Genomic DNA, 21,374 nt, shown 5'->3' with positions numbered 1-21,374 from the left:
CAGCGGCATGTCGGCGTCGGTGAGATGACGATCAGTCACTGGGACTCCTCCTGCCCCGAGGTGCCGGCGCTCGTGCTCGGGCGTCCTGTGAGGGCGGCGAGGCTGAACTGCTCGGGCCCGGCCAGATGCGCCCGGGTGGTATCTCGCTGACCTGGCGGCGGTGCCAACCGGGTCGTCGTGGCCGGCGGTGCCGCGGTCGTGGTGGGCCGGGCTGCGGCCTGGGCCCTCAGTGCCGCCAGCTGCTGTTTGACGGCGGTGTAGCTGATCGCCCGGCGTGCGGTCTCGGAGACGAGTTGGCCGCAGGCCCGCTCGAGCAGCATCTTGTTGTCGCCGCGGGCCAGGGCGAGGATGTTCTGGCACGAGCGGTAGCCCTGCGCCTCGATCCGCTGACGATCGAGGACCTCGCTGATCGCGGCGACGGTGTTCGGTCCGATCTTGTGGGCCTGGCGCACGAAGTACGCCCGCGACCACAGGTCGGATGACTGCAGGTGCTGGGCGGGCACATGGTCGGGATCGGTGACGTAGGCGTGCCGCCTACCGGAGACGGTGTGGGAGGCGATGACCTCCCCGCCAGCCATGACCGTGAGCGTGGGACCGGTGATCTTCACATCGACGTGCTGGCCGGCGAAGGTGTGGGGCACCGAGTACTTCACCGTGGCGATCTCCACGTGGTAATCACGGTTGACCTTGGACTTCTTCCAGATGACCGGCTGCCAGCGAGCCTCTGGCAGGGCGATCAGCTCGGACTGCTCGTGTTCGGTGAATAGCTCGCGGCGGCTGGTCTTCTGGCCGCGGAACGGTGTCCGGTCGTTGATCGCCTCGACCTCGGCGGCGATCGCCTCGTTCATATCGTCCAGGCTCGCGAACCGCCGATCGGCAAGCCGTCCGATCACCCAGTTCGTCACCACCTTCACGCCGGCCTCGACGTTGCCCTTGTCGCGGGGTGCCGCCGCCCTCGTGGGCACCGCGGCGGTGTGGTGGTACTCGAGGAAGTCCCGGTACTCGCGGTTGACCTCCCGGGCCCGGTCGCCGCGGGCGATCTGATTCGACGCCGTGGAGGCGTTGTCCGGGACGATCACCTGCGCCGTGCCGCCGAAGTACTCGAACGCCTGCAGGTGCGCGTCGAGCCAGTGCGGCATCTTCTCGTCCACGCAGCCGCAGGCGAAGACCATTCCCGAGTACGGCAGCGACGCCACGAATACCGACACCGTGGTCTTGGTGCCGGTGACGGGATCGAAGATGGCCATCTTCGTGCCCGCCCAGTCGACTTGCATCGTGTGCCCGGGCACGTGGGCGATCCGCATCGTGAGCTCGTTGACCTGCACGTACTCGCCGACGATCTGGCAGAACCGCTGATAGCTGTAGTGCCGCTGCCCCGGCGTGCCGTCAGTGTTGAGGTAGTTGGCCCACAGCACCCGCAGCGGCAGCTTGTTCTTGCCCGTGCGCTTCTTCACGGCAGCCGCCACGTCGAAGGCGACGAACTCCTTCGACGGCGTCTTGCGCCCATCGGCGAACAAGGCGTCGATCTCCTCGACGCTGAGCGCCTCGACCTGGCTCGTGGCGGTCAACCCGTGCTCGTGGCAGACCTTCTTCGCCTTCGCGACCGTGCGATGCGAGCAACCCGCGATCGCCTCGATGTCCCGGTAGGACCTGTCCTGCAGCAGTAGCGACATCACCAATCGGTAATCAGTCACCCGTGCCTCCTGTTCGGATCCACGCGCAGCCTGGTTGCCACGCGTAGAACCGACACGAGCACACGAGGACCGGCACCGCTATCCGATGCTCATACTCGCGCTACCCGATCATCAGAACCCTGCTATCCGAAGCACGTCCCTAACACCTTGGGACCAGCACCGCCTGGTTGATCCGCGCTAGCGCAATGCAGGATCCTATATACGGCCGCGATCCCGACCAGCCGCCAGTTCTCGGTAACGACGCTCGCTCAGCCGCAGGGCGGGGCGAACTTGCTCCCGACGTGCTCGAACTCATCGCGCTCCAAGCACACACCAGCGAGCGGAGAATCTCCTGGTGCGCTCGAGTCCTGGACACGAGCGAGGCTGGTATACGCGAACGCATCGCCCGCGGTCGGCGATGGTTGGAGTACCCCGCCACCGACGTGCACAATCCGTCGACGGCCAAATGGGTGAGACTCACGGAGGCCGGCCGTAAAGTCCTGATTCGGCCCTGAATTCTGAGGACCGGCACGCAGGCTGTACTGGTCAACTTGCTGTGCAAGTTGGCGCAGTTTCCAGCGGCAGGGAAACACTGGGAGTTTTGGTCCTCCAGAATCACCGGGCAATCGGTAACAGGGGAACGGGTAACGGGAAACGACTCCTGTTACCGGTATGGAGAGTGCCACAGAGTAATTCGCCGCCCGAGACGCCGCGATCAGACCTCCTACTCCCGACTCCCGAACACCCGCTCCTACCAGTTACATCGCTCCTGGTGGGGTCGTGTTTTTCTCCAGTTCGCCGCGCCAAAGGGTTAGTTGGCGGCGTGGTAGGCCTGCATGACGTCGGCGGGGATGCGTCCGCGGTCGGAGACGTCGTAGCCGTTGGCCTGGGCCCATTCGCGAATAGCTCTGGTCTCTGCGGACGGCGTCTTCGCGGAGGTTTTTCTTGCGGCCTTGGTGTTTCTTCCGGTCACGCGGTGGCCGGCCTCGATGTATGGGGCCACGGCCTCTCGCAGCGCCTGGGCGTTGTCGTCGCTGAGGTCGATGGAGTATTCCTTGCCCTCGAAGGCGAACGCGATAGTGTTTGCTGCCTCGCCTAGGTGTACTGACCCGGGACGTTAGGTACGGGGTTCGGCGAGTCGGCGCGACATAGGGAAGACCTCCGAGTGAGGTGTGGAGCTGTCTAAGAACCGCTCCTCAACCCGGAGGTCTTCATGTCTCACCGTAATTCACCGTTGTCCCCGACTGGCCGGCTGCGTCTGGCTCGGTGTGTTGTCGAGGATGGGTGGCCGCTGCGGCGTGCCGCGGACCGTTTCAATGTCTCGGTGACCACGGCCAAACGGTGGGCCGACCGCTACCGCGACCACGGGCCCGCAGGGATGGTTGACCGCTCAAGCCGGCCCCGCTCATGCCCGCATCGCACCACCCGTCGCCGGGAACGCCGGGTGGTGGGGTTACGCGTGTCGCGCCGTTGGGGACCAGCTCGGATCGGGTTCCACCTGGGGTTGAACGTGTCCACAGTCCACCGCATCCTCACCCGGTACCAGTGTGTGCGGTTGTCGTGGACCGACCCGGCCACCGGAGCACCGGTGCGTGCACGACGACGTGAGGTTCGCCGGTATGAACGCGAAGCTGCCGGGGACTTGATCCACGTCGACATCAAGAAGCTGGGCAGGATCCCCGACGGTGGTGGGCACCGCGTGCACGGCCGCGCCCGAGGCGGCCGCAATTCCAGTGCCCATCGCGATCCGTCCCGGCCCCGCACCGTGCATGGCCGCCCCAACCTGGGATACGCCTACCTGCACCACGCCGTCGATGATCACTCCCGATACGCCTATTCGGAGATCCTCGCTGATGAGAAGAAGGAAACCGCGACCGCGTTCATGACGCGTGCCTTGGCCCACTTTGCCTCGATCGGCGTCACGACCACACGGGTGATGACCGACAACGGGTCCTGTTACCGGTCCAGAATGTTCCGGAAACGATTGGCCGACAACGGGATCAAACACAAATGGACACGACCGTACCGGCCGCAAACCAACGGCAAGGTGGAACGATTCAACCGCACACTGCAAGAGGAATGGGCCTACGCCCGCCCCTACAACAGCGAGACCGAACGCGTGGCCGCCTTCGACGAGTTCCTGCGCATCTACAATCACGAACGCAGCCACACCGCACTCAGAGGCGACTCACCCGCCGACCGCGTACCCAACCTGGCGGGTCAGTACACCTAGGTCGGTTCCGTCGATGTCGTCGGTGTATCTGACCTGGAAGTGCTGAGCCATAGATCTGTCCATTCTTGGTGCGTCAACTGCTGCGGGGAATTATGCCCGTTGCGGCAAGTCGCGTCGGTTGACTCTGAAAGCGCCAACCGCCCAGGCCCCGAGCGCACAGAGGCGAGGTAGGCCGCCTACGAGCCACCGCCGGGTGTGGCTGCTGGTGCGCTGGCGGACTCGGTGGACGCCGGGCGTTGCCGATTGGTGGCATTTGAGTAGCATTGACGGTGTTGGGCAGGGTGCCCGTAGTCGTCTACTGCCTTGATTGGCGGTGGTCGCGGGAGTTGACGCAAGGGGGTTCGGGCGATGGCTGTGGTGGATCAGGCGATCTTGGCGCATACCGAGACCATGAGGCTGTCGAGCGCGGAGTTGGCGCGTCAGCTGGTGCAGCATCTCGGGCCGACGGTGGTGGCGGTGGCCGCGGGTGTGCGGGACAGGAAGCTGCCGTACAAGTGGTCTGCCGACGGTGGTCCGGTGCCGCGTGATGGCGCGTTGCAGCGGCTGCAGGTGGCGCACCGGGCGTGGGTGGCGGTCGCGACGTCCGAGGGGTCAGATGTCGCCCGGGCATGGTTCATCGGCGCGAACCCCAGGTTGGATGAGCAGCCGCCGTTTATGGCGATCGCGGCGGGCAAGTTCAAGCCGGTGATGAGTGCTGCCGCGGCGTTCGTCGACGGCACCGACAACTAAAGCTCGCCCCGTGACCCTGCCCTGCGGGCCGGCCCGGCGAGCAGTGGAGGGCCACCTAGAGTGGCCGTGGTGAGTATGTGCGCCGGTAGAGGATGCTGCCCGTGACGGTCGAGGTCACGGTCTGCGCGAACACGGGCCTGGCGCTGCTGTCGGCCGGCGGACGGACCGTTTATCGGTTGGCTAAACCTTCCTATGGGGTGCTCAACCCGCCGACTCGAGGCGTGAGTAGCAGCGAGGACCGGGCGGGGTGGAACCGTTTCGATCTGCCCGGCGAGCAGACCATCTACTGCGCCAGTAGCGCCGAGGGCGCGTACGGCGAGTTGCTGGGCGCATTGAAGGTCGGCGGCCCCTACCGGGCGCAGGAGTACCTCGATGATCCCGGCGATACCGATCTCTACGCTCTGATCGCCCAGGACTGGAACGATCTGGGGGTTCGGCCACCCGGCGTGGTCGACATCGGTTGGCTGTACGCCCACCGCCTGTACACGGTGGCACTGCCGGCATCGGGATGGTTCGTGGAGATCGAACACGCGCGCACCATCACCTACCTGGCCTCGCATATTCCACAGTCACTGTGGGAGCGAGGGATCGGCGAGATCACCGTGGCGCAGACGCGTAGCGGTGACCGTCATCTGACGACCGAACTGGCCGCCACGCTGGCGGCCGCCCCACTGGTGGGCGGCGCACGGGCGCTGGGCGTGCACTACTACTCCAAACACGGAACAGAGTGGTCCTGCTGGGCGGTGTGGCTGCGCGACGACGTCGCCGGCGCGCTGGACGCAGGCCCGGGCCAGCCGGTCGCGCCGCCGGCGGACAATGCCGCGTTGGCGGCCGTGCTGGATATCTACAATCTCACCGCCGGATAGCTCCAGCCCCCACGCGCCGCCCGCCGCCCGCCGCCCGCGGGCCCCGTCTGGCTCGTCGCCGAAGGTGTCCGCGCCGACGGACACCCATCCCCACGGTCGCCGCGACACACCTCGCACGAGCTACCCAACGAGCGCGGAATCCGGTAACGTAGGTAACCAGAAACGTTACCGGTTACCCGTTACCGCATACCTAATTCGGAGGGGCTGTCATGTCGACGTCGGAGAAGATTGCTCGCGCCTATGGGGTACTCCTCGCGCGGGGCGAGAAGGTCACCGTGCGGTCCGTGCAGCGCGAAGCGGGGGTGCGGATCGGCGAGGTGGCCGCGTGGATGCGCGAGCATGCTGGCGGGGCGGCCGGGGATGTGCCGGCGGCGCCGGATTTGTCGGAGGCGATGTCGGCGATGGTGGCCTCGGTGTGGGCCGCGGCGTGGAAGCGGGCCGCGGAGCAGGCGGACGAGGCGACCGCGGTGGCGCTCGATGCTGCTCGCGCGGGTGAGGCCCACGCCCTGGAGGCGGCCGAGCAGGCTGCCGCAGAGCGTGACGAGGCGGTCGCGTCCCGCGACCGAGCACTCGGCGAGCTCGAGGGAATGCGCGGCGAGCTCGAGCAGCTGCGCGGCCAGCTCGAGGAAACGCGCCAGGACGCCGCCGTCGCACGCACCAAGGCCGAGGAGTCCGACCGGGCACGGGTCCGGGCGGAGGCAACCTCGGACACGCTGCGTGAAGTCCTGGACTCGCTGCGCGATAGCGCTCGTGGCGCGGATCAGTCAGGTGCGTCGTAGCCATCCCGCCGGAACATTGAGACCACCCGCAGTGTCCAGCTCGGCGCCGGCACCCAGAGTGGCCTAGCGCTCAACGCCTTTGCGGTGCAATTCCCCAACCGGCTCCCACTCTGATGACCCAGCAGCGGGGCTAACTGACCGGTCTCTTACACAGACGATGTGACATGCCGGGTGGTCGACTCCCGTCTCACCGCCTCACCGATGAACCGCCGCTAGGCACTTCGGATCCGGAAGGGTCGTCAAAGGAGGCACGCCTTGCGCCTATCTGGAGCGTTCCTTCACTTCATGCCGGAACGAACGAAACCTGCGACGACGTATTTCTGTAAGAAGATGTAGAGCAGGAACACGGGTATACAGGCCATCCCCGCAGCTGCCATGACCGCACCCCAATTGTTTCCCTCGGCGGTGAGGAATGAGCGGATGCCAACTTGGATTAGGGCATCAGACTGGCGCATGATCAGCGATGGCCAAAGGTAATCGTTCCAAGCCGTGATGAATAGCATGATCGCGAGTGCTGCAAGTGCGGGTTTCATGTTGGGTACGACAATGCTCCACAGAGTCTGCCAGGAGTTTCGTCCATCGACCTTGGCGGCGTCGAGAAGCTCGCCGGGGAAGGAGCGCATGTGCTGCATGAGCATGAGCACACCGAATGCCGATACGAGGTTAGGTACGACGACACCAGCGACCGTGTTGAGGAGTCCCAGCTGGGAGACCATGAGATAGTTCGGGATCATCGTGATCTGGAAGGGTACTAGCCATGATCCTATGAAGAGGAACGAGGCTACCGATTTTCCGTAGAAGTCGAATCTGGCGAATGCGTAGCTGGCGAGTATAGAGGTGAACAACTGGAACACCGTGAGAGCAGTCGCCATGACCAACGTGTTCCACATCATCCAGAGAATCGGGATTTGGTCCGTGACGTCGATGAAGTTCTGAATGCTTATCGGCCATGGAATAAGACTCTGCGAAAGCTGGTCTTCTGGAAGTCGGAATGCTGTGGCAAAGAGCCAATAGACGGGGAAAATGCTACAGATCGCGGCGACGGCCAGTATCACGTGGCCGATGGCGATTCCTCCAACGCTGCGTGCCCCCACGGGTAGGTCAGAGTCGGTATTCTGCCGGTTCTTTAGGGAGTCATTGGGATCGTCTTCCGCTGCCGTAGTCCGTGATTCCAATATGGATGGACGGATGCGGGGCCGCACCGCTGCGTGCGGGTCGACCGGGGCTGATGTTTCGAGAACGAATGACATGCGAGACGCCTTCCGGGTCATTTCGGGGTTCAGTCATCGTGGAAGCTGAGTTTTCGAGTCATCCACATGTAGAGGGCGCCGATCGCGCCGAAGGCGATAAAGAACAGCACGCCTGCCGCAGACGATAATCCCGAGTCGAAGTTCTGAAATCCGAACTGATAGAGGATGTAGTAGATGTTCGTCGAGCTATTCGACGGCCCGCCCTGGGTGAGGATGTCGATGATCGGATAGGTCCACTGGGCCGCCAGCAGCACGGTCATGAGTCCGAGGAACACGAGGGTGGGTGACAGCAGCGGCAGTGTGACCTTCCTGGTCACCGTCATCGCCGATGCTCCATCTAGGCCAGCGGCTTGACTGTATTCGGGACTGATGCCGGCGAGCCCTGCCGAGATCACGAGAACACCGAAGCCGAGCATCTGCCAACCGACCATGATGATGATCGCCCAGATAGCTAGACCTGGATCGCGGAGTACATTGCCCAACTCAATTCCGAAAGCGCTCAGTGCGATATTGATCGTGCCTCCGTTCGGCGCGAACAGCCAACGCCAGACAGCAGCCGTGGCCACCGGCGTGAGGAGGAATGGGACAAAGATGAGCGCTTGGTAGAAGGTCTTCCAGCGGCCTCGGACCTGTTGTGAAAGTAAGGCGATGAGGAGCGGCAGGACGAGAGAGAACACTGCGAATGCGGCGGTGTACACTACGGTGTTCCGCACTGCTTGTCGCATCTCCGGGAGAGCGATGACATCTGCGTAGTTGTCCACGCCGACGAACTCGCGAGGTGTGTTCGGCAGCATGTTCCAGTCATAGAATGACAGCTCAAAGGTTTGGACCAGCGGCCAATATGTCCACAGGATAAGCATGGCCATGGCTGGGAGCAGGTATAGATAGGGTGAGAGCCGCTGAGATGGTGACTTTCTCGTTTTATGGTCGCCGAGATTTGAATTGCCGCGCGGGGTTAGCAGGTGCGGGGTCCGAGCAGCGGTCTTGCGGGTTGATTCCACCGCCCGCGAGGAACCGGTGAGTTGCTGCTCTTCTGGGTAGCTCGACGGGGGCGGGACGGTTGAGAACATCAGCGGACCGTCCCGCTGGCGACGATCGTCGCTGATTTTCCACTCTCTGCGTTCGCAGTCTTGCTGAGCGAGCCGATCACGGTGGGGACTGTCGCGCTCGATTGATGGGTCGTGTGGCTGGGGGTGCTGGGGTGTAGTGGCACCAACGTGGTCGTGAGCACTGTCTCTCGCTTCGGTCGTTTCAGCCGGTGAGCTTGGTCCGCAGGGCTGTCAGATCGTCAGATCTGAGTCCGTGCAGTTTCAGGTATTCCTCAGCGCCGCCGTATTCGCGGTCGAGTCGCTCTAACAGCGCCTCCATGAGCGGCGCCGGACTCTGTGTGATGATCGTGACGATGTCGACACCGGCGGCTGCCAGCGACGGGACATCGTGACTGGCCAGCATCGTCTCGGCCCAGTCGCCGGCGAGATTGACCGCAGTGGCTGAGTAGTCAGCCACGATGGCCTGGCGGTCGGCGCCAACGACTTCGAGGATGAGTGCGGCGAGCACTCCCGTGCGGTCCTTGCCCGCTGTGCAGTGGAACACCACGGGCCCGGGAGCGGTCGCCACTTGCGTGAGCGCCCGGGCCAAGTTGGCACCGCGGGTGTCGATCATCATGTCGTAGATGCCAGCCAGATCGAGATTCTCACCGAGCATCAACTGATGGCTGCTTGCAGCATCGGAGAGTATCGGAGTGTGCACGATTTCGATGGTCTCGCGGTCGACGGCGCTGGGCATCTCGTCGAGCTCATCGGTGCGACGGAGGTCGACGATCCTTGAGATCCCGAGGTCGCGCAGGAGTGCGCGCCCGACGTCATCAACCTTGTGAAGCGCGTCCGCGCGGAATACCTGGTTGGAGTTGACCACACCTCCGCGAGATAGCGGAGTGCCACCGAGGTCACGGAAGTTATTGGAGCTGGTGACGGGCAGCGGCGGACGAACTGTGAAGCCGGAGGGCGAGTCGGTGGAGGTCATTGCGTGGTTCACCTCTCTAGGAGTTGCTGTGAGCGTTCTGCGGTCTCCGGAAGTCGCTGAGCGGGGTCGGCTCCCTGAAAGACCGAGTCCTCGATCGCGGTGCCCAGGAGTTCATCGATCTGCGCGAATTGATCCCCGGGATAGGAAACCCATGGCGATAGCTCGTCGAGCTGCTCCAGGTTCGGCTTGACGAGCGGATTGGCCTCAACGAAGTCGTGCAGCGGGCCACCTTCTTCCGTCATGGAAGAACGGAGAGGCAGAAGCCCGATTCCCGTGGTGATCTGCTCGTACGCCTCAGGGGAGGTCATCCACTTCATGAACTCCCACGCTGCCGCCTGCTTCTTGGGGTCTTGGGAGAACATCACGAGAGCGGAACCGGAGTTGGTGGGTACCGCAGGCTGCTCACCGAACTGCGGAAGCACCCGCGTATCGAGGGTCCAGTCATTTCCCTCCGCGCCCTGCATGAAGCTGGACTGCAGAGCAGACGGGGCCACCTGGAAGGCATAGGTGTCGCCACGTGCGAAGGTGTCGTACTGGGACATTTCGTCCTCGTTGCTGAGGATTCCGTCCTCGTACATCGTCTTGAACACATCGACGGTGTCCACCGCGGCGTCGGAGCCGAACTCGATCGTTGAGCGATCGTCGGAGAGCACCTGGGCGCCGTTGGAGAGGAACATCGATTGCATGCACCAGCGTCCCGTGGTCAGCACGCAGGCGTTGGACAGTGAGGGCCGACCGGTGTGTTCGGTGACTTGGTCCGCGATGTCGGCGACAGATTCCCACGTGCTCGTGTCGATGGTCTCGGGATCCATGCCCGCTTCCTCGATCAGGTCTTCGTTGATCCAGAGGATGGGGGTCGAGAACACATAGGGCAGTCCGTACGTAGCCCCGTCTATGTCGGCGAGCACCTTAGCCCGCGGGTGAAACGGGTACTTGCCACCGAAGTGCTCGTCAAGCTTCTCTTGTCCGACGAGTTCAGAGAGGTTCGCGCCGCCGAGCGATTCAGCGGAGAACGCCATCGAATCGAAGACCATCTGTCCGATATCGGGCGGATCCCCGGCAAGCACTTGCTGCTGGACCGACGAGGTGGCATTCCCAGAGTCGACGCCCTGCCCGACCACAGTGATGTTCGGGTGCTCCTGTTCGAAGGAGTCGATGAGGCCGGGGATAGTGTCGCCCCACATTCCCTGCCCGGAGAGCATGTAGGACTCGAATACGATCTCGACCTGGTCGTCTTCGGAGAGCTCGACTAACTGGCCGCCCTCGGAGTGAGCTGCGGGTGTGTTCGACCCGGCCGTCACGCAGCCGGACAATACGAGACTCGACATCGCAGTGATAACCAGAGCGGCGCGGACGTGACGGGATGAGCGAGATCGCCGAGGTAGTGAACGCATGAAGCTGACCTTTCATCGAATAAAATGGGGAAGTTGTCGAAGTGCAGGTGGGCACACATGTGATGGAGCGAACAGTTTCCGAATAGCGGACGACCGTCAGAAGACGCCGACGACCTGCCTCTGGTCAGGCTCAACGGATCTCGCCCGCTTCGACGCGGCCGGATCGTCGGCGACCCACTCGAGCCGTCGACCGGACGCGCTGTCGAACAAGTGCGCATGGACAAGCTCTAGGCCGATCTCGATGGCGTCGCCCGGTCGGAGATCGTTGCGGCGCTCACCGCGAATGCAGATGTCGGAATCTGCCACGCGTCCGTACACGATCGTCTCGTTGCCGAGCTGTTCGACGTTGCTGACGAGAAGCGGAAGCCTGAGCGCCGCAGTCGGATCGTGATGATCCAGGACTCGGATGTGCTCAGGTCGAACGCCCAGCAGCACGTCGATCTCAGCTGTGGTCCCGGCCCACAGGTCGGCAGCGAACCCGTCTCCTTCAACACGGACGGTCCCCGCAACGGACGTGACCGTCGCCGGGATCAGATTCATCGGTGGAGAACCGATGAACTTCGCGACGAACGTCGATGCAGGACGGTCGTAGACCTCGAGCGGGGAGCCGACCTGCTCGATGATTCCTTTGTTGATGACGACGATCTTCGTGGCCATGGTCATCGCCTCGACCTGATCGTGCGTCACATAGACGAAGGTCGCGCCGAGACGTCGGTGAAGACTGGTGAGCTCTTGTCGGGTCTGCGTGCGCAGCGACGCATCGAGATTCGACAGGGGCTCGTCCATCAGGAACGCCTTCGGATTACGGACAAGCGCCCGCCCTAACGCCACTCGCTGTCGTTGCCCGCCGGACAACTGTTTGGGCAGCCGGTCAAGGAGCATATCGATCTCGAGCGATGCAGCAACCTGGTTGACTCGCTCTGCCATCTCGTCACCGGAGAGCCTCGTACCGTCAACCTTTCGCGCTTGCGTTAGGGGGAATCGAAGATTCTTTTCGACGCTCAGATGCGGATAGAGGGCGTAGCTCTGGAACACCATGGCGATGTCGCGCTTCTTGGAAGGGACATCGGTGATGTCGGCACCGTCTAGTTCTATCGTCCCCGATGTTGGTTCAAGCAAGCCGGCGATCATGCGCAGCAGCGTGGTCTTACCACAGCCGGAGGGGCCAAGTAGGACGCAGAACTCTCCGTCGTCGATCCGTAGATCGACGGCGTTCACGGCCGTGCTGCCCTTGAATACACGCGTAAGGCCTGCGATGTCGATCGAGCCTGACAGTCCAGGTATCTGCGTGCATCGACGAGCATCTGATCAACACCGGAGAACTGCAGACGCGACCCAGGACTCTGGGAAGGCACGTCGAGCTGATCATCATCGACGAATCCGACCGCCTCAATGCCACCGCCCTGGAAATGGTGCGAGACCACTATGACCGCGACAACGTCGCCGTCATCCTCATCGGCATGCCCGGGATCGAGAAGAGATTCAGCCGCTACCCGCAGCTCTACAGCCGCGTCGGGTTCGCCCACGAGTACCGGCCACTGAGCAAAGACGAGCTGCGATTCGTGCTGGAACGTCGCTGGCCCAAATACGGCCACCCCCTCGATCCCGACGACTTCACCGACGCTCAAGCCCTCGCCGCGATCGCACGGATCACCCGCGGCAACTTCCGCCTCGTCGACAGACTGTTCACGCAGATGGAGCGCATCATGCAGATCAACGAGCTCAACACCATCACCGACGACGTCGTCGAAGCCGCCCGATCCACCCTCGTCATCGGCATCACCTGACACCGCCAAACGAACCTGCGAAATCCCGCCAAACGAAGGTGAAAGTCACAGCCGATGCCATCATGCAACGGCTCAGCGCCGTCGGCCTGCGCAGTGGTGACGTTTGCCTTGCCGTCAGCGAGTCGGGCTCGAATGCGCTGACGATCGCGGCCGCTCGAGAGGCCAAGGTCGCGGGCGCATCAGTCATCGGCCTCACCGCCTTCGCCCGCACGGCACTGGCCGAGCTCGCTGACGTAGCGCTCATTGCCGGCGCGACCTATCGCTGGGACCTCGACCGTGTCGGCGGGAATATCGTTCAGACCGTGCTGCTGAGCAGCTTGCACTCGGCCGTGATCGGCAGAGTCCAGAAGGCGCCGAAAGTCTCTGATCGCTACATCGAGACGGTGGCCCAGTTGACGATCGAGGAACCAGGGGAGCCGCCTGCGCCCTGATCCAGCAGTATCACCTGTACACCAGCCACTCCGCTTCGTCTCCATACGACTCGACTCCATCGGACGGCCCACGAGCATCTCGTGGGCCGTCCTGCTGCGTCGGCACTAGGGGCACCAACACTCCCGCGGTCGAGGCCGCAGGTTCATCCCGAACAGGCACCCCATTCTTCTGCGTGTCGCTCTGGATTAACGTTCCGCGTTCACACTCTTCTATGTAACAACCTTGCAAGAAGGGATGGCACAGACATGAGCTATCGTCTGTAAAGTCCCGTCTAGTGACCCGCATCACACGAGATACGGGTGGTTGCGCAACCGCGTGGAAGGAAAGACTTCGATGGAGAAACAAGGCGACGGCGTTCTGGATGCTCTGGTGGTGGGGTTGGGCATTACCGGTATCTACCAGTTGCACAAGCTGAATCAGGCCGGGCTGCAGGTTCGTGCGGTGGAGGCGGGCAGTGGTGTTGGTGGCACCTGGTTCTGGAACCGCTACCCCGGTGCGCGTTTCGACTCTGAGAGCTACCTCTATGCGTATTTTGCCTCCGAGGACCTCTACAAGCGGTGGCGGTGGAGCGAGCACTACGCCGGCCAACCCGAGATCGAGGCGTACCTCAACGAGGCGGTGCGCGAGTTCGAGTTGACCGACCTGATTTCTCTCGACACACGAGTCGAAGCAATGGAGTTCGACGCCGAGCGCGCTGTGTGGAACGTGCGCACCAACCGAGGGGAGACGATCACCACCCGATTTGTTGTGCCCGCGTTGGGCTTTCTCTCCCGCCCCCTGTTCCCGGAAATTCCCGGACGAGACAGCTTCGCCGGGCCGCAGTATCACACGGGTCTCTGGCCTGATGACGCAGTCGATCTGACCGGCAAGCGTGTGGGCATCATTGGGGTTGGCTCGTCCGGCGTCCAATTGGCCACTGAGATCGCCGACCGCGTCGAGCACCTGACCATCTTCCAGCGCCACCCGAACTGGTGCACGCCGCTGAACAACAGCGCGATCACCGATGAAGAGCATGCCGAGATCTGGGACTCGTTCGAGGACTACCACCAGCGAACGCTGAACTCTTACGGCGGGTTCCTCGAAGTACCTCTCGAGGAACCTGGCGCCTACGCCCAACACACCCCGGCTCGTCGCCGCGAAATGTTCGACCACATCTGGAAGATGCGCGGATCCAACAAGTTCTTCTCGAACTATCCAGAGGTCGGCGCAGCCGGTGAGGCCAACAAGGAGTTCTGCGACTACATGGCCGAGCAGATCCGCGCTCGCGTCAACGACCCGGAGACCGCCGAGCTACTGATCCCTGATCACGCCTACGGCGCCAAGCGGCCACCGTTCGAGAGTGGCTTCTACGAGATCTTCAATCAGCCGAACGTGACGCTGGTCAGCACGCTCCATACCCCCATCGAGCGCATCACAGAGTCCGGAGTATCGACCACCGACGGTGACCACGAACTAGACGTCCTGATCTTCGCCACCGGCTTCCGGGCAGTCACCGGCTCCTACGACGCCATCGACATCCGCGCCAACGGAAAGAAGCTCACCGATCAGTGGGCCGATGGTCCACAAACCTACCTGGGCATCATCACCCCCGGCTTCCCGAACATGCTCAATGCGTTCGGCCCCCAGAGCCCCGGCGGCAACGCACCCCGCTGCGCCGAACGGATCTGCGATTTCATCGCAGACCTCGTCATCGAGGCTCGCCGTCGCGACGTCTCGATCGTCGATGCGCCCGAAGAACTCGCTCGCGACTACACCGACGAGCTTGCTCAGCAGGTCGCCGGAACGATCTATGAAAAGACCGAGGACTGGCGGTCGGGCTCGAACATCCCCGGCAAGAAGCAGGTCTACATGTTCTACCAGGCAGGTCTGTCACAACACACCGCGCGACTCAACGCGGTCGAGGCCAACGGGTTCGAAGGGTTCGTCTTCGCATAACGAATAACACCCAGCCACAAGCGAAGGAAGCCGGGACGGCAACTCCGTTCAGCGTCGGGCCGTCCCGGCTTCCGCGTCCACTAGTATCGGACGACTAACGTCTGATATAATAGGGCCGAAACCGAAACTACGCAGGTGCATTGATGTGAGGAAGCAAAAGAGATGTTGAGTGCGACGGATGTGGCTGATGCGCCTCCGGCACGTAGTGAAACGATGACCATCCCATCGATCCTTGCCATGCAAACCCGTTCCCGACCGGACGAAACGGCACTGGTGTTCGGCTTATTACGGAGTACCTGCCCATTGCTGAACGCGACGGCTACCTGCTAGTGTCCTGAGTCATTAATTGTCATTCGGTTGTTAGACTGGGGAATGGCAACCCGGGGTCCGCGAGCAGTGGATATTGGGCAAAGTCATCGGTTCGCTTCACTCACGGCATCGGGCAACGGAATTCATCGGATTCCTCCGCAAGATCAACGCCGAGGTACCCGACGAGCTCGACGTCCACCTGGTCATGGACAATGCCTCCACCCACAAGACACCCGCGGTCAAGCGATGGCTGACCGCGCACCCGCGGTTTGTTGTCCACTTCACCCCCACCAGCTCATCCTGGATGAACCTCGTCGAACGCTGGTTCGCCGAACTGACCACCAAGAAACTCCAACGCTCCACCCACCGCACCGTACGAGCACTCAATGCCGACATCAGAGCGTGGATCGAGACCTGGAACGACAACCCCCGCCCCTACGTGTGGGTCAAGACCGCTGACCAGATCCTCAACTCCATCGCCCACTACTGCACACGAATTAATGACTCAGGACACTAGTCGCAGACCTGCGTCCAGGCAAGAACCGGGGGCAGATACTAGAGTTCGACAAAGTCGATGCTGACGACGGCACCCCGAACTGGCCGAGTCTGCGAGTACTCCTACACAAGCTCGCCACCGCAGTCGAAGACCGGCGCCCCTTCAACGACTGGCAACCCGATTTCGATGACGGCGTCCTGCGCTGGAACCTCTAGACACCATTCGTCTTGGCGAGACGCGTGAACGCGGACACCTGTCTCATCCGATGAATCATTGATTCATCCAGTGCATCATGCGTGTTGCGGCCGCAGGTCAGCTAATCGCAGTCCCATCCGTAGCACGCTATGGCGTGGGCCTTCGTTATTCTCCGAAGTCGTCAAACCCTGTCACTGATGCCGCTGGTAGGCAACGGTATCCGTAGCGACGTCGGTTGTCGTCCGTGGCACAAGGAGGGGCGACCATGACGATGCATCAGATGCAATATGCAGCGGGTTACTTGACATAATATCTATTATCGGCACTTGTAAATCACTGGGGGAGAGTATCTTTCAAGCGCTCCTTACATAACATCGAGAGATCGCGGGGACCTGAAGTGTTGCTCGTGGCGGTGCTCGCGCATCGATGTCAAACCATCTGGGCCGGCGTCACCCTCGCTGGTCCAAAAGGTGGTGGAGAACGCCCCGGCCGGCGGCGACGGCGGAGTAGCGGCCACGCCGATCGGCCACGCCTGCTGTACTTCGTAGCGCAAACCTTCGAGCGGGTCATCCGCAGCATCTGACCAAACGAACTCGACTTCCGTCCCCGGACGCAAACCCATCGAAGCGAGTGGATCGTTCAGATCGGCTACCGCTAGGAGTCTGAGCGATTGAGCGTCGGCGTACACCCCGCCGGGAGTGTCCGGTGAGTCGAACACACCCCACCCTTTACTGAAATGCCATACCCGCACAACGCCCGTCGACGACATTGCTTAACCGTAGCCGTCACAGCTCCGCGGGGAGACGTCGCGAAAACGTTGATCGTGAGGTAGGACGGGCTAGGAACGAAGTCAGCGCGTAGCGGGTGGCAGCGGGTTGAACGCGTCGTGAGCCATGATTCGTGGTCGAGTTCGATGTCCCAGGCTTCCAAATCGGGGGCGAGGACCAACTCATCGATGCAGGCGGCGGTCCCACCGACGAAGAAGATAGAGCTACTCCCCCTCCGTCAGCGCCCTCCAGCCCACCTAAACTACTATCTAGCATAGTTTCAAGGTTGGCTGTTGGAGGCGTGGTGATCGCAAACATTGTGGCCCAAGGGACACTCCTGGGACTGTTCGGTGCGGTCGTAGCGTGTGGTGTCGCCGCTGCCCGCCAGCCGGATCGAGGTGGGGAGGCGTGGCGGGCGCTTGTTTCGTGTGCGGTGGCCGTGAGTGCGGCCGTCGGCGTGATGGTGGTTGCTCCCCAGGGCGATTTCTCGTCGGCGATCGTGTTGGTGATGCTCTGTGTTGGGGCGCTCATGCTGTTTTCTGTTCATCTGCACGGTACGTCGTTGGCTGTAATGGTTGACCCGCTCGTGTGGATGGCCTCGGCGATGTGGGTGTTCATCGTGTTCGCCGCCACGGGCGCGCCGATCGAGATTGGCGCGGTGCCTGCTGATCCGATCGCCGAGCTGGCGTTGAGGGCGGAGCTCAATCGAACCCCGAGGTGGTCCCGCACAGGCAGTGTGATCGCGATCTTCGGTCTGGTGGCCGCGATAGTCTTCCGCCTGGCCCGGCCGGCCTCCCGCGGTGATGGCTTCGACGCCCTCGTTCCCGGCGCCCACGCCCGATTCCCACAAAATACGAAGGTGGTTAGTAGAAGTGGGGCGTGATGCGAGTGTGCGGAGGAGGTGGTGGGCATGACTGACGGTGTCGAGGTGCCGCGTACGGATCGGTTCGGCCCGCGCGGTCCTGCCCGTACGATCTCTCGTGCGGTGGGCCTTGCCGTGGTGATGTTTGAGGCGGTGGCCGCGTTCTGGCTGGTGATGCTGCTCCGAACGTCGGATCTCGTGCCATCCGACCCGTCAGGAGTCGGGCGCGGTGATCAGGTCGAGCTGCGGATGCTGACCGCGGTGGATGTGCACGACTGGGTGTCGGCGCTGAGTGCTGCGGCCTTCGCTGCGGGTGTGGCCGGTGCGCTGGTGGCGCATCTACTTCCCGCAGTCAAGGGGCGCGCGCCGGTTGAGTAGTCGGGCCGGGATTTCGACTCTTGGAACGTTTCTGTGGCTTAGGCTTTGGTGCCGCCGCCGCGGGTGTGGCGAGGTTTGCGGCTGAGGTATTCGGTGAGCACTTCCCGCTCGGCGGGTGTCACGGTCTGGGCGAAGTGCATCAGTACTGCCGCGGAGTCTCCGCTGGCGTCGAGGACCTGACGCAAGGTGCGTGAGGTGGCCTCCTCGCGGGTCTGCATGGGGAAGTACCGGTAGGCGCGGCTGACTTTTTCTCGACCGACGAACCCTTTTTTGTGCAGGTTGGTGACGACGGTGAGCACTGTGGTGTAGGCGCGGTTCGCGGTCGTGGAGTTCCTCGACTAGGTCGTGCACCGACATCGCCGCACCGGCCGACCACAGCACGTCCATCACTGCGCGTTCCAGCGAACCCAGCCCAGTCATTTTCACCCACCATCTCTAGATGCGGGTCAATCTTACGACGGACTACCTCAGTTAGTAGCTCGGTCCCGTTGGAGCGCATCGGCAGCGCCGCGAGGCGGGCGGTGTTCGATGGCTGCGGAGAATTCGGTTCCAGGGGTGCTGCGGTGGATGTGACGTCGTGTTGTGGTCGGCAACGTGATGGTGAAGGTGGCTCCGTGCCCGGTTCCCAGGCTTTCGGCGAGCAAGGTGCCCCCATGGTCTTCGACGATGGAGCGGGCGATGGTGAGTCCGATACCGCTGCCGCCGGCGTCTCGGGTCCGTGAGGAGTCGGTGCGGTAGAAGCGGTCAAAGATGTGTGGAAGGTGTTGAGCGGGAATCCCGTCCCCGCAGTCGACGACGCTGATGCGCACCGCGTGTGCCGGGGCGGTGTCGGCTTTCACTACGACCCGCTGGCCCGGGGAGCTGTGTCGCAGCGCGTTAGTGAGCAGATTGAGCAGTACTTGGCTCATTCGTTCGGCATCGACATCGATGTGTACGCGCGCGGCGGTGGTGACGATGCCCAGCGTGACGCCGGCGTCGGTGAACAGCTCGGCGGCTTCTTCGTAGGTCGCGATGAGTAGTTCATTGACAGTGATCGTCGAGGGTTGCAATGGCATCTGATGCTCGTCGGCGCTGGATACGGTCGCGATGTCCTCGGCGAGGCGCTGCAACCGGGTGGTGGCGGTGCGCACGACGTCGAAGGTGTGGGAGTCGGGCGCGCGGACACCGTCCTCGAGGGCGTCGGTGATCGCGCCGATGGTGGTCAACGGGGTGCGCAGTTCGTGGGCGAGGTCTGACAGCATCCGCTTGCGGATGTCTTCCTGGGAGTTCAAACGTTGTGCCAGCTGGTTGATGGCTCGGCTGAGCTGGGTGAACTCAGTGCCGAGCTGGCGATCGGGAACACGGGTGCGGTAGTTGCCTGCGCCGATCGCCACAGCCGAGCGCGCGACGCTGGCGACTGACTGTTGTACGCGGCGAGCCAGGAACCAGCTGACGGCCGTGGCCAGGATCGTCGAGGTGACCAGGGCTGCGGTCATCGAGACGACGATGGAGAAGGTGAATGCGGCCTCGACGTGTTCGGCCTGTGCTGATCCCGGTTCGAGGCTGGACTGGCCGAGGTGATCGTGGAAGGTGTGCGGCGCGACGAACAGTGCCACGATCGCGACGCTGATGCCGCCGCCGCCGATCACGATGGCCTGGGCCAGCATCAACCGGGAGCCGAAGCTGCCCGGGATACGTGCCCGTCGTCGATCACCGTTCATGGCTGTCTCCTCGAGGTTGGCCGTCACCCATCCGGTAGCCCACGCCGCGCACGGTACGGATGAATCGACCGGCCGCGGCGCTGTCGCCGAGTTTGCGGCGCAGGCTGGCGATATGAACTTCGGCAACGTGGGCATCGCCGACCCAGTTGGGTCCCCAGATTTCGGTGAGCAGTTGTTCTCGACTGAACACCACACCGGGCCGTCGGCTCAGGGCTTCCAGAACGTCGAATTCGGTGCGGGTCAGTTCCACGAGTGTGTCTTGTACCCGCACTTCACGGCCTTGTGGGTCCAGGGTCAGCTCCCCCAGTGTCCGCGGGTGTGCTGTGTCTACCGCCGAGGTCGGGCGCGGACGGCGCAGCATGGCGTCGATGCGCGCCATCAGCTCACGAGGACGAAACGGTTTGGTGAGGTAGTCGTCGGCTCCAACCGCGAGACCGATGATGGTGTCGACCTCGTCGGCGCGGGCGGTGACCATCACGATGTAGGCGTCGGTGAAGGTGCGTAACTGCCGACACACCTCGACGCCGTCGATCGAGGGCAAACCCAGATCGAGGATGACTACCGCAGGACTCACCGTGCGTGCGGCGGCGATCCCCTCTTGGCCGTCGTGGGCGATGGTGACCACAAATCCGCTGCGCTGCAGGTAGTCGGCGACAACCTCGGCGATGTCAGGCTCATCTTCGATGACCAGCGCGTGTAGCCCGTGCGGTGGTCGGGCCGCCGGCCCACGAAGGTCGTCGTCGACGATGACGCGGTCATGAGGCACGTCCCTATGGTGGCGGTGGTTTACACGACCATCCAACCCCGCGGGCATTCTTGAGCAGATCTTGATCCCGACCGCCGATCAGCCTTGAGGTTGAGTGGGCAAGGTGGCGGTGTCGCCGCGCCGAACGATATGTCCCAGTTCCCTCTCACACTGTTGATCTGCTTTCGGCCCGGCGACATCCTGTCCATCGATGCAGAGGATGCCCGTGTGACTGTCTCCTACAGCCTCACCACCAGTGATCCATTCGCCACCACCTTCCCTGCCGAGGCCACATCGCGCCGTGCTGGGCTGAGTCGTCAGCTGGTCGGCGGCACCCCGGTACTGCGGATCGAAGAACCCTTTGCCGAGCACGGGCACGGTTTCTGGGCCAAGCTGGAGGGCTTCAACCCCGGTGGCATGAAAGACCGGCCGGCGCTGCACATGGTCGAACGCGCCCGCGCCCGCGGCGAGCTGGCCCCGGGGGCGCAGATCATCGAATCAACGAGCGGCACACTGGGATTGGGGTTAGCGCTAGCGGGCATTGTGTTCGGTCATCCGGTGACCTTGGTGACCGATCCGGGACTGGAACCGATCTTGCGGCAGATGCTCGCCGCCTACGGCGCCCGGGTCGATGTCGTCAGCGAGCCCCACCCGGTCGGGGGTTGGCAACAAGCCCGCCGCGACCGTGTGCGCGCCCTGCTCGCACTCGACGAGGCTGCGTGGTGTCCCGACCAGTATTCCAATCCCGACAACGTGACCGGTTACAGCTCGTTGGGTGTGGAGTTGATCGCGCAGCTGCGCCATATCGATGTGCTGGTGTGT

At 63.1% G+C, this 21,374-nt stretch carries 16 protein-coding genes and 5 pseudogenes; 11 read left to right on the top strand and 10 right to left on the bottom strand.

Annotated features, from left to right (window positions below; genetic code table 11):
- Positions 1 to 35 precede the first annotated feature (35 nt).
- Together istA and Q9R39_RS23325 are read right to left on the bottom strand one after the other, a co-directional pair.
- On the bottom strand, positions 36 to 1,694 hold the full coding sequence (istA, locus tag Q9R39_RS23330; RefSeq protein WP_311278342.1) for an IS21 family transposase: 1,659 nt from the start codon (positions 1,692 to 1,694) through the stop codon (positions 36 to 38).
- A gap of 790 nt (positions 1,695 to 2,484) precedes the next feature.
- A pseudogene (locus Q9R39_RS23325) lies at positions 2,485 to 2,757 on the bottom strand (Lsr2 family protein); the annotation flags it as partial.
- Positions 2,758 to 2,886: 129 nt separating this feature from the next.
- Between Q9R39_RS23325 and Q9R39_RS23320 the strand changes: the two are divergent.
- The 4 genes from Q9R39_RS23320 (at position 2,887) to Q9R39_RS23305 (ending at position 6,280) form a co-directional block, all read left to right on the top strand.
- Positions 2,887 to 3,906: an IS481 family transposase gene (locus Q9R39_RS23320; protein WP_096274643.1), complete on the top strand. Its 1,020-nt coding sequence runs from the start codon at positions 2,887 to 2,889 to the stop codon at positions 3,904 to 3,906.
- Positions 3,907 to 4,254: 348 nt separating this feature from the next.
- A complete protein-coding gene (locus Q9R39_RS23315) occupies positions 4,255 to 4,635 on the top strand; it encodes a hypothetical protein (RefSeq protein WP_182635440.1) in 381 nt (126 codons plus the stop codon).
- A 101-nt stretch (positions 4,636 to 4,736) separates the two neighbouring features.
- Positions 4,737 to 5,501, top strand: coding sequence for an RES domain-containing protein (locus Q9R39_RS23310; RefSeq protein ID WP_182635443.1), 765 nt, complete (start codon positions 4,737 to 4,739; stop codon positions 5,499 to 5,501).
- Positions 5,502 to 5,710: 209 nt separating this feature from the next.
- Entirely contained in the window at positions 5,711 to 6,280 is a 570-nt protein-coding gene (locus Q9R39_RS23305; RefSeq protein WP_063972683.1) for a DNA-binding protein, read from the top strand.
- Between the two features lie 278 nt (positions 6,281 to 6,558).
- Here the strand turns inward: Q9R39_RS23305 and Q9R39_RS23300 are convergent, their stop codons facing one another.
- From Q9R39_RS23300 to Q9R39_RS23280, 5 genes are all read right to left on the bottom strand, one after another.
- Complete coding sequence (locus Q9R39_RS23300) at positions 6,559 to 7,530, bottom strand: carbohydrate ABC transporter permease (protein WP_082904351.1); 972 nt, start codon at positions 7,528 to 7,530, stop codon at positions 6,559 to 6,561.
- A 29-nt stretch (positions 7,531 to 7,559) separates the two neighbouring features.
- Complete coding sequence (locus Q9R39_RS23295; RefSeq protein WP_082904349.1) at positions 7,560 to 8,600, bottom strand: carbohydrate ABC transporter permease; 1,041 nt, start codon at positions 8,598 to 8,600, stop codon at positions 7,560 to 7,562.
- 181 nt (positions 8,601 to 8,781) lie between these two features.
- The gene (locus Q9R39_RS23290; RefSeq protein WP_063972681.1) at positions 8,782 to 9,552 is read right to left on the bottom strand and encodes a tyrosine-protein phosphatase; all 771 of its coding nucleotides are present in this window, start codon (positions 9,550 to 9,552) and stop codon (positions 8,782 to 8,784) included.
- A gap of 8 nt (positions 9,553 to 9,560) precedes the next feature.
- Positions 9,561 to 10,853 carry an extracellular solute-binding protein gene (locus Q9R39_RS23285; protein WP_311278341.1) on the bottom strand — a complete coding sequence of 431 codons (1,293 nt, stop codon included), beginning with the start codon at positions 10,851 to 10,853 and terminating at the stop codon, positions 9,561 to 9,563.
- Between the two features lie 189 nt (positions 10,854 to 11,042).
- Complete coding sequence (locus tag Q9R39_RS23280; RefSeq protein ID WP_311278340.1) at positions 11,043 to 12,164, bottom strand: ATP-binding cassette domain-containing protein; 1,122 nt, start codon at positions 12,162 to 12,164, stop codon at positions 11,043 to 11,045.
- A gap of 44 nt (positions 12,165 to 12,208) precedes the next feature.
- Here Q9R39_RS23280 and Q9R39_RS24810 point away from each other — a divergent pair.
- From Q9R39_RS24810 to Q9R39_RS23250, 6 genes and pseudogenes are all read left to right on the top strand, one after another.
- Positions 12,209 to 12,733: pseudogene (locus tag Q9R39_RS24810) on the top strand (AAA family ATPase); the annotation flags it as partial.
- Positions 12,688 to 13,164: pseudogene (locus Q9R39_RS24805) on the top strand (SIS domain-containing protein); the annotation flags it as partial. The pseudogenes Q9R39_RS24810 and Q9R39_RS24805, both read left to right, overlap by 46 nt.
- A 316-nt stretch (positions 13,165 to 13,480) precedes the next feature.
- Positions 13,481 to 15,100 (top strand): NAD(P)/FAD-dependent oxidoreductase, encoded by a 1,620-nt coding sequence (locus tag Q9R39_RS23265; protein WP_311278339.1) that lies wholly within the window; start codon positions 13,481 to 13,483, stop codon positions 15,098 to 15,100.
- Between the two features lie 406 nt (positions 15,101 to 15,506).
- Positions 15,507 to 15,926: pseudogene (locus Q9R39_RS23260) on the top strand (IS630 family transposase); the annotation flags it as partial.
- Between the two features lie 1,380 nt (positions 15,927 to 17,306).
- Entirely contained in the window at positions 17,307 to 17,750 is a 444-nt protein-coding gene (locus Q9R39_RS23255; RefSeq protein ID WP_311278338.1) for a hypothetical protein, read from the top strand.
- A gap of 27 nt (positions 17,751 to 17,777) precedes the next feature.
- Complete coding sequence (locus Q9R39_RS23250; RefSeq protein WP_311278337.1) at positions 17,778 to 18,107, top strand: hypothetical protein; 330 nt, start codon at positions 17,778 to 17,780, stop codon at positions 18,105 to 18,107.
- 38 nt (positions 18,108 to 18,145) lie between these two features.
- On the opposite strand, the pseudogene Q9R39_RS23245 reads toward Q9R39_RS23250, so the two are convergent.
- From Q9R39_RS23245 to Q9R39_RS23235, 3 genes and pseudogenes are all read right to left on the bottom strand, one after another.
- Positions 18,146 to 18,527 (bottom strand): annotated as a pseudogene (locus Q9R39_RS23245) (BlaI/MecI/CopY family transcriptional regulator).
- Between the two features lie 47 nt (positions 18,528 to 18,574).
- Entirely contained in the window at positions 18,575 to 19,807 is a 1,233-nt protein-coding gene (locus Q9R39_RS23240; protein WP_006438349.1) for a cell wall metabolism sensor histidine kinase WalK, read from the bottom strand.
- Positions 19,797 to 20,573, bottom strand: a complete 777-nt coding sequence (locus Q9R39_RS23235) for a response regulator transcription factor (RefSeq protein ID WP_311278336.1) — start codon at positions 20,571 to 20,573, stop codon at positions 19,797 to 19,799. The genes Q9R39_RS23240 and Q9R39_RS23235 overlap by 11 nt, the downstream gene beginning before the upstream one ends.
- A 207-nt stretch (positions 20,574 to 20,780) precedes the next feature.
- Between Q9R39_RS23235 and Q9R39_RS23230 the strand changes: the two genes are divergently transcribed.
- A partial coding sequence (locus Q9R39_RS23230; protein WP_311278343.1) for a pyridoxal-phosphate dependent enzyme occupies positions 20,781 to 21,374 on the top strand: 594 nt, incomplete at its 3' end.

The sequence above is a fragment of the Gordonia sp. AC31 genome (assembly GCF_031844505.1).
Classification (GTDB): Bacteria; Actinomycetota; Actinomycetes; order Mycobacteriales; family Mycobacteriaceae; genus Gordonia; species Gordonia hongkongensis.
Note: the sequence above shows the minus strand (reverse complement) of the source record. Positions and strands in the feature narration are given on the sequence as shown.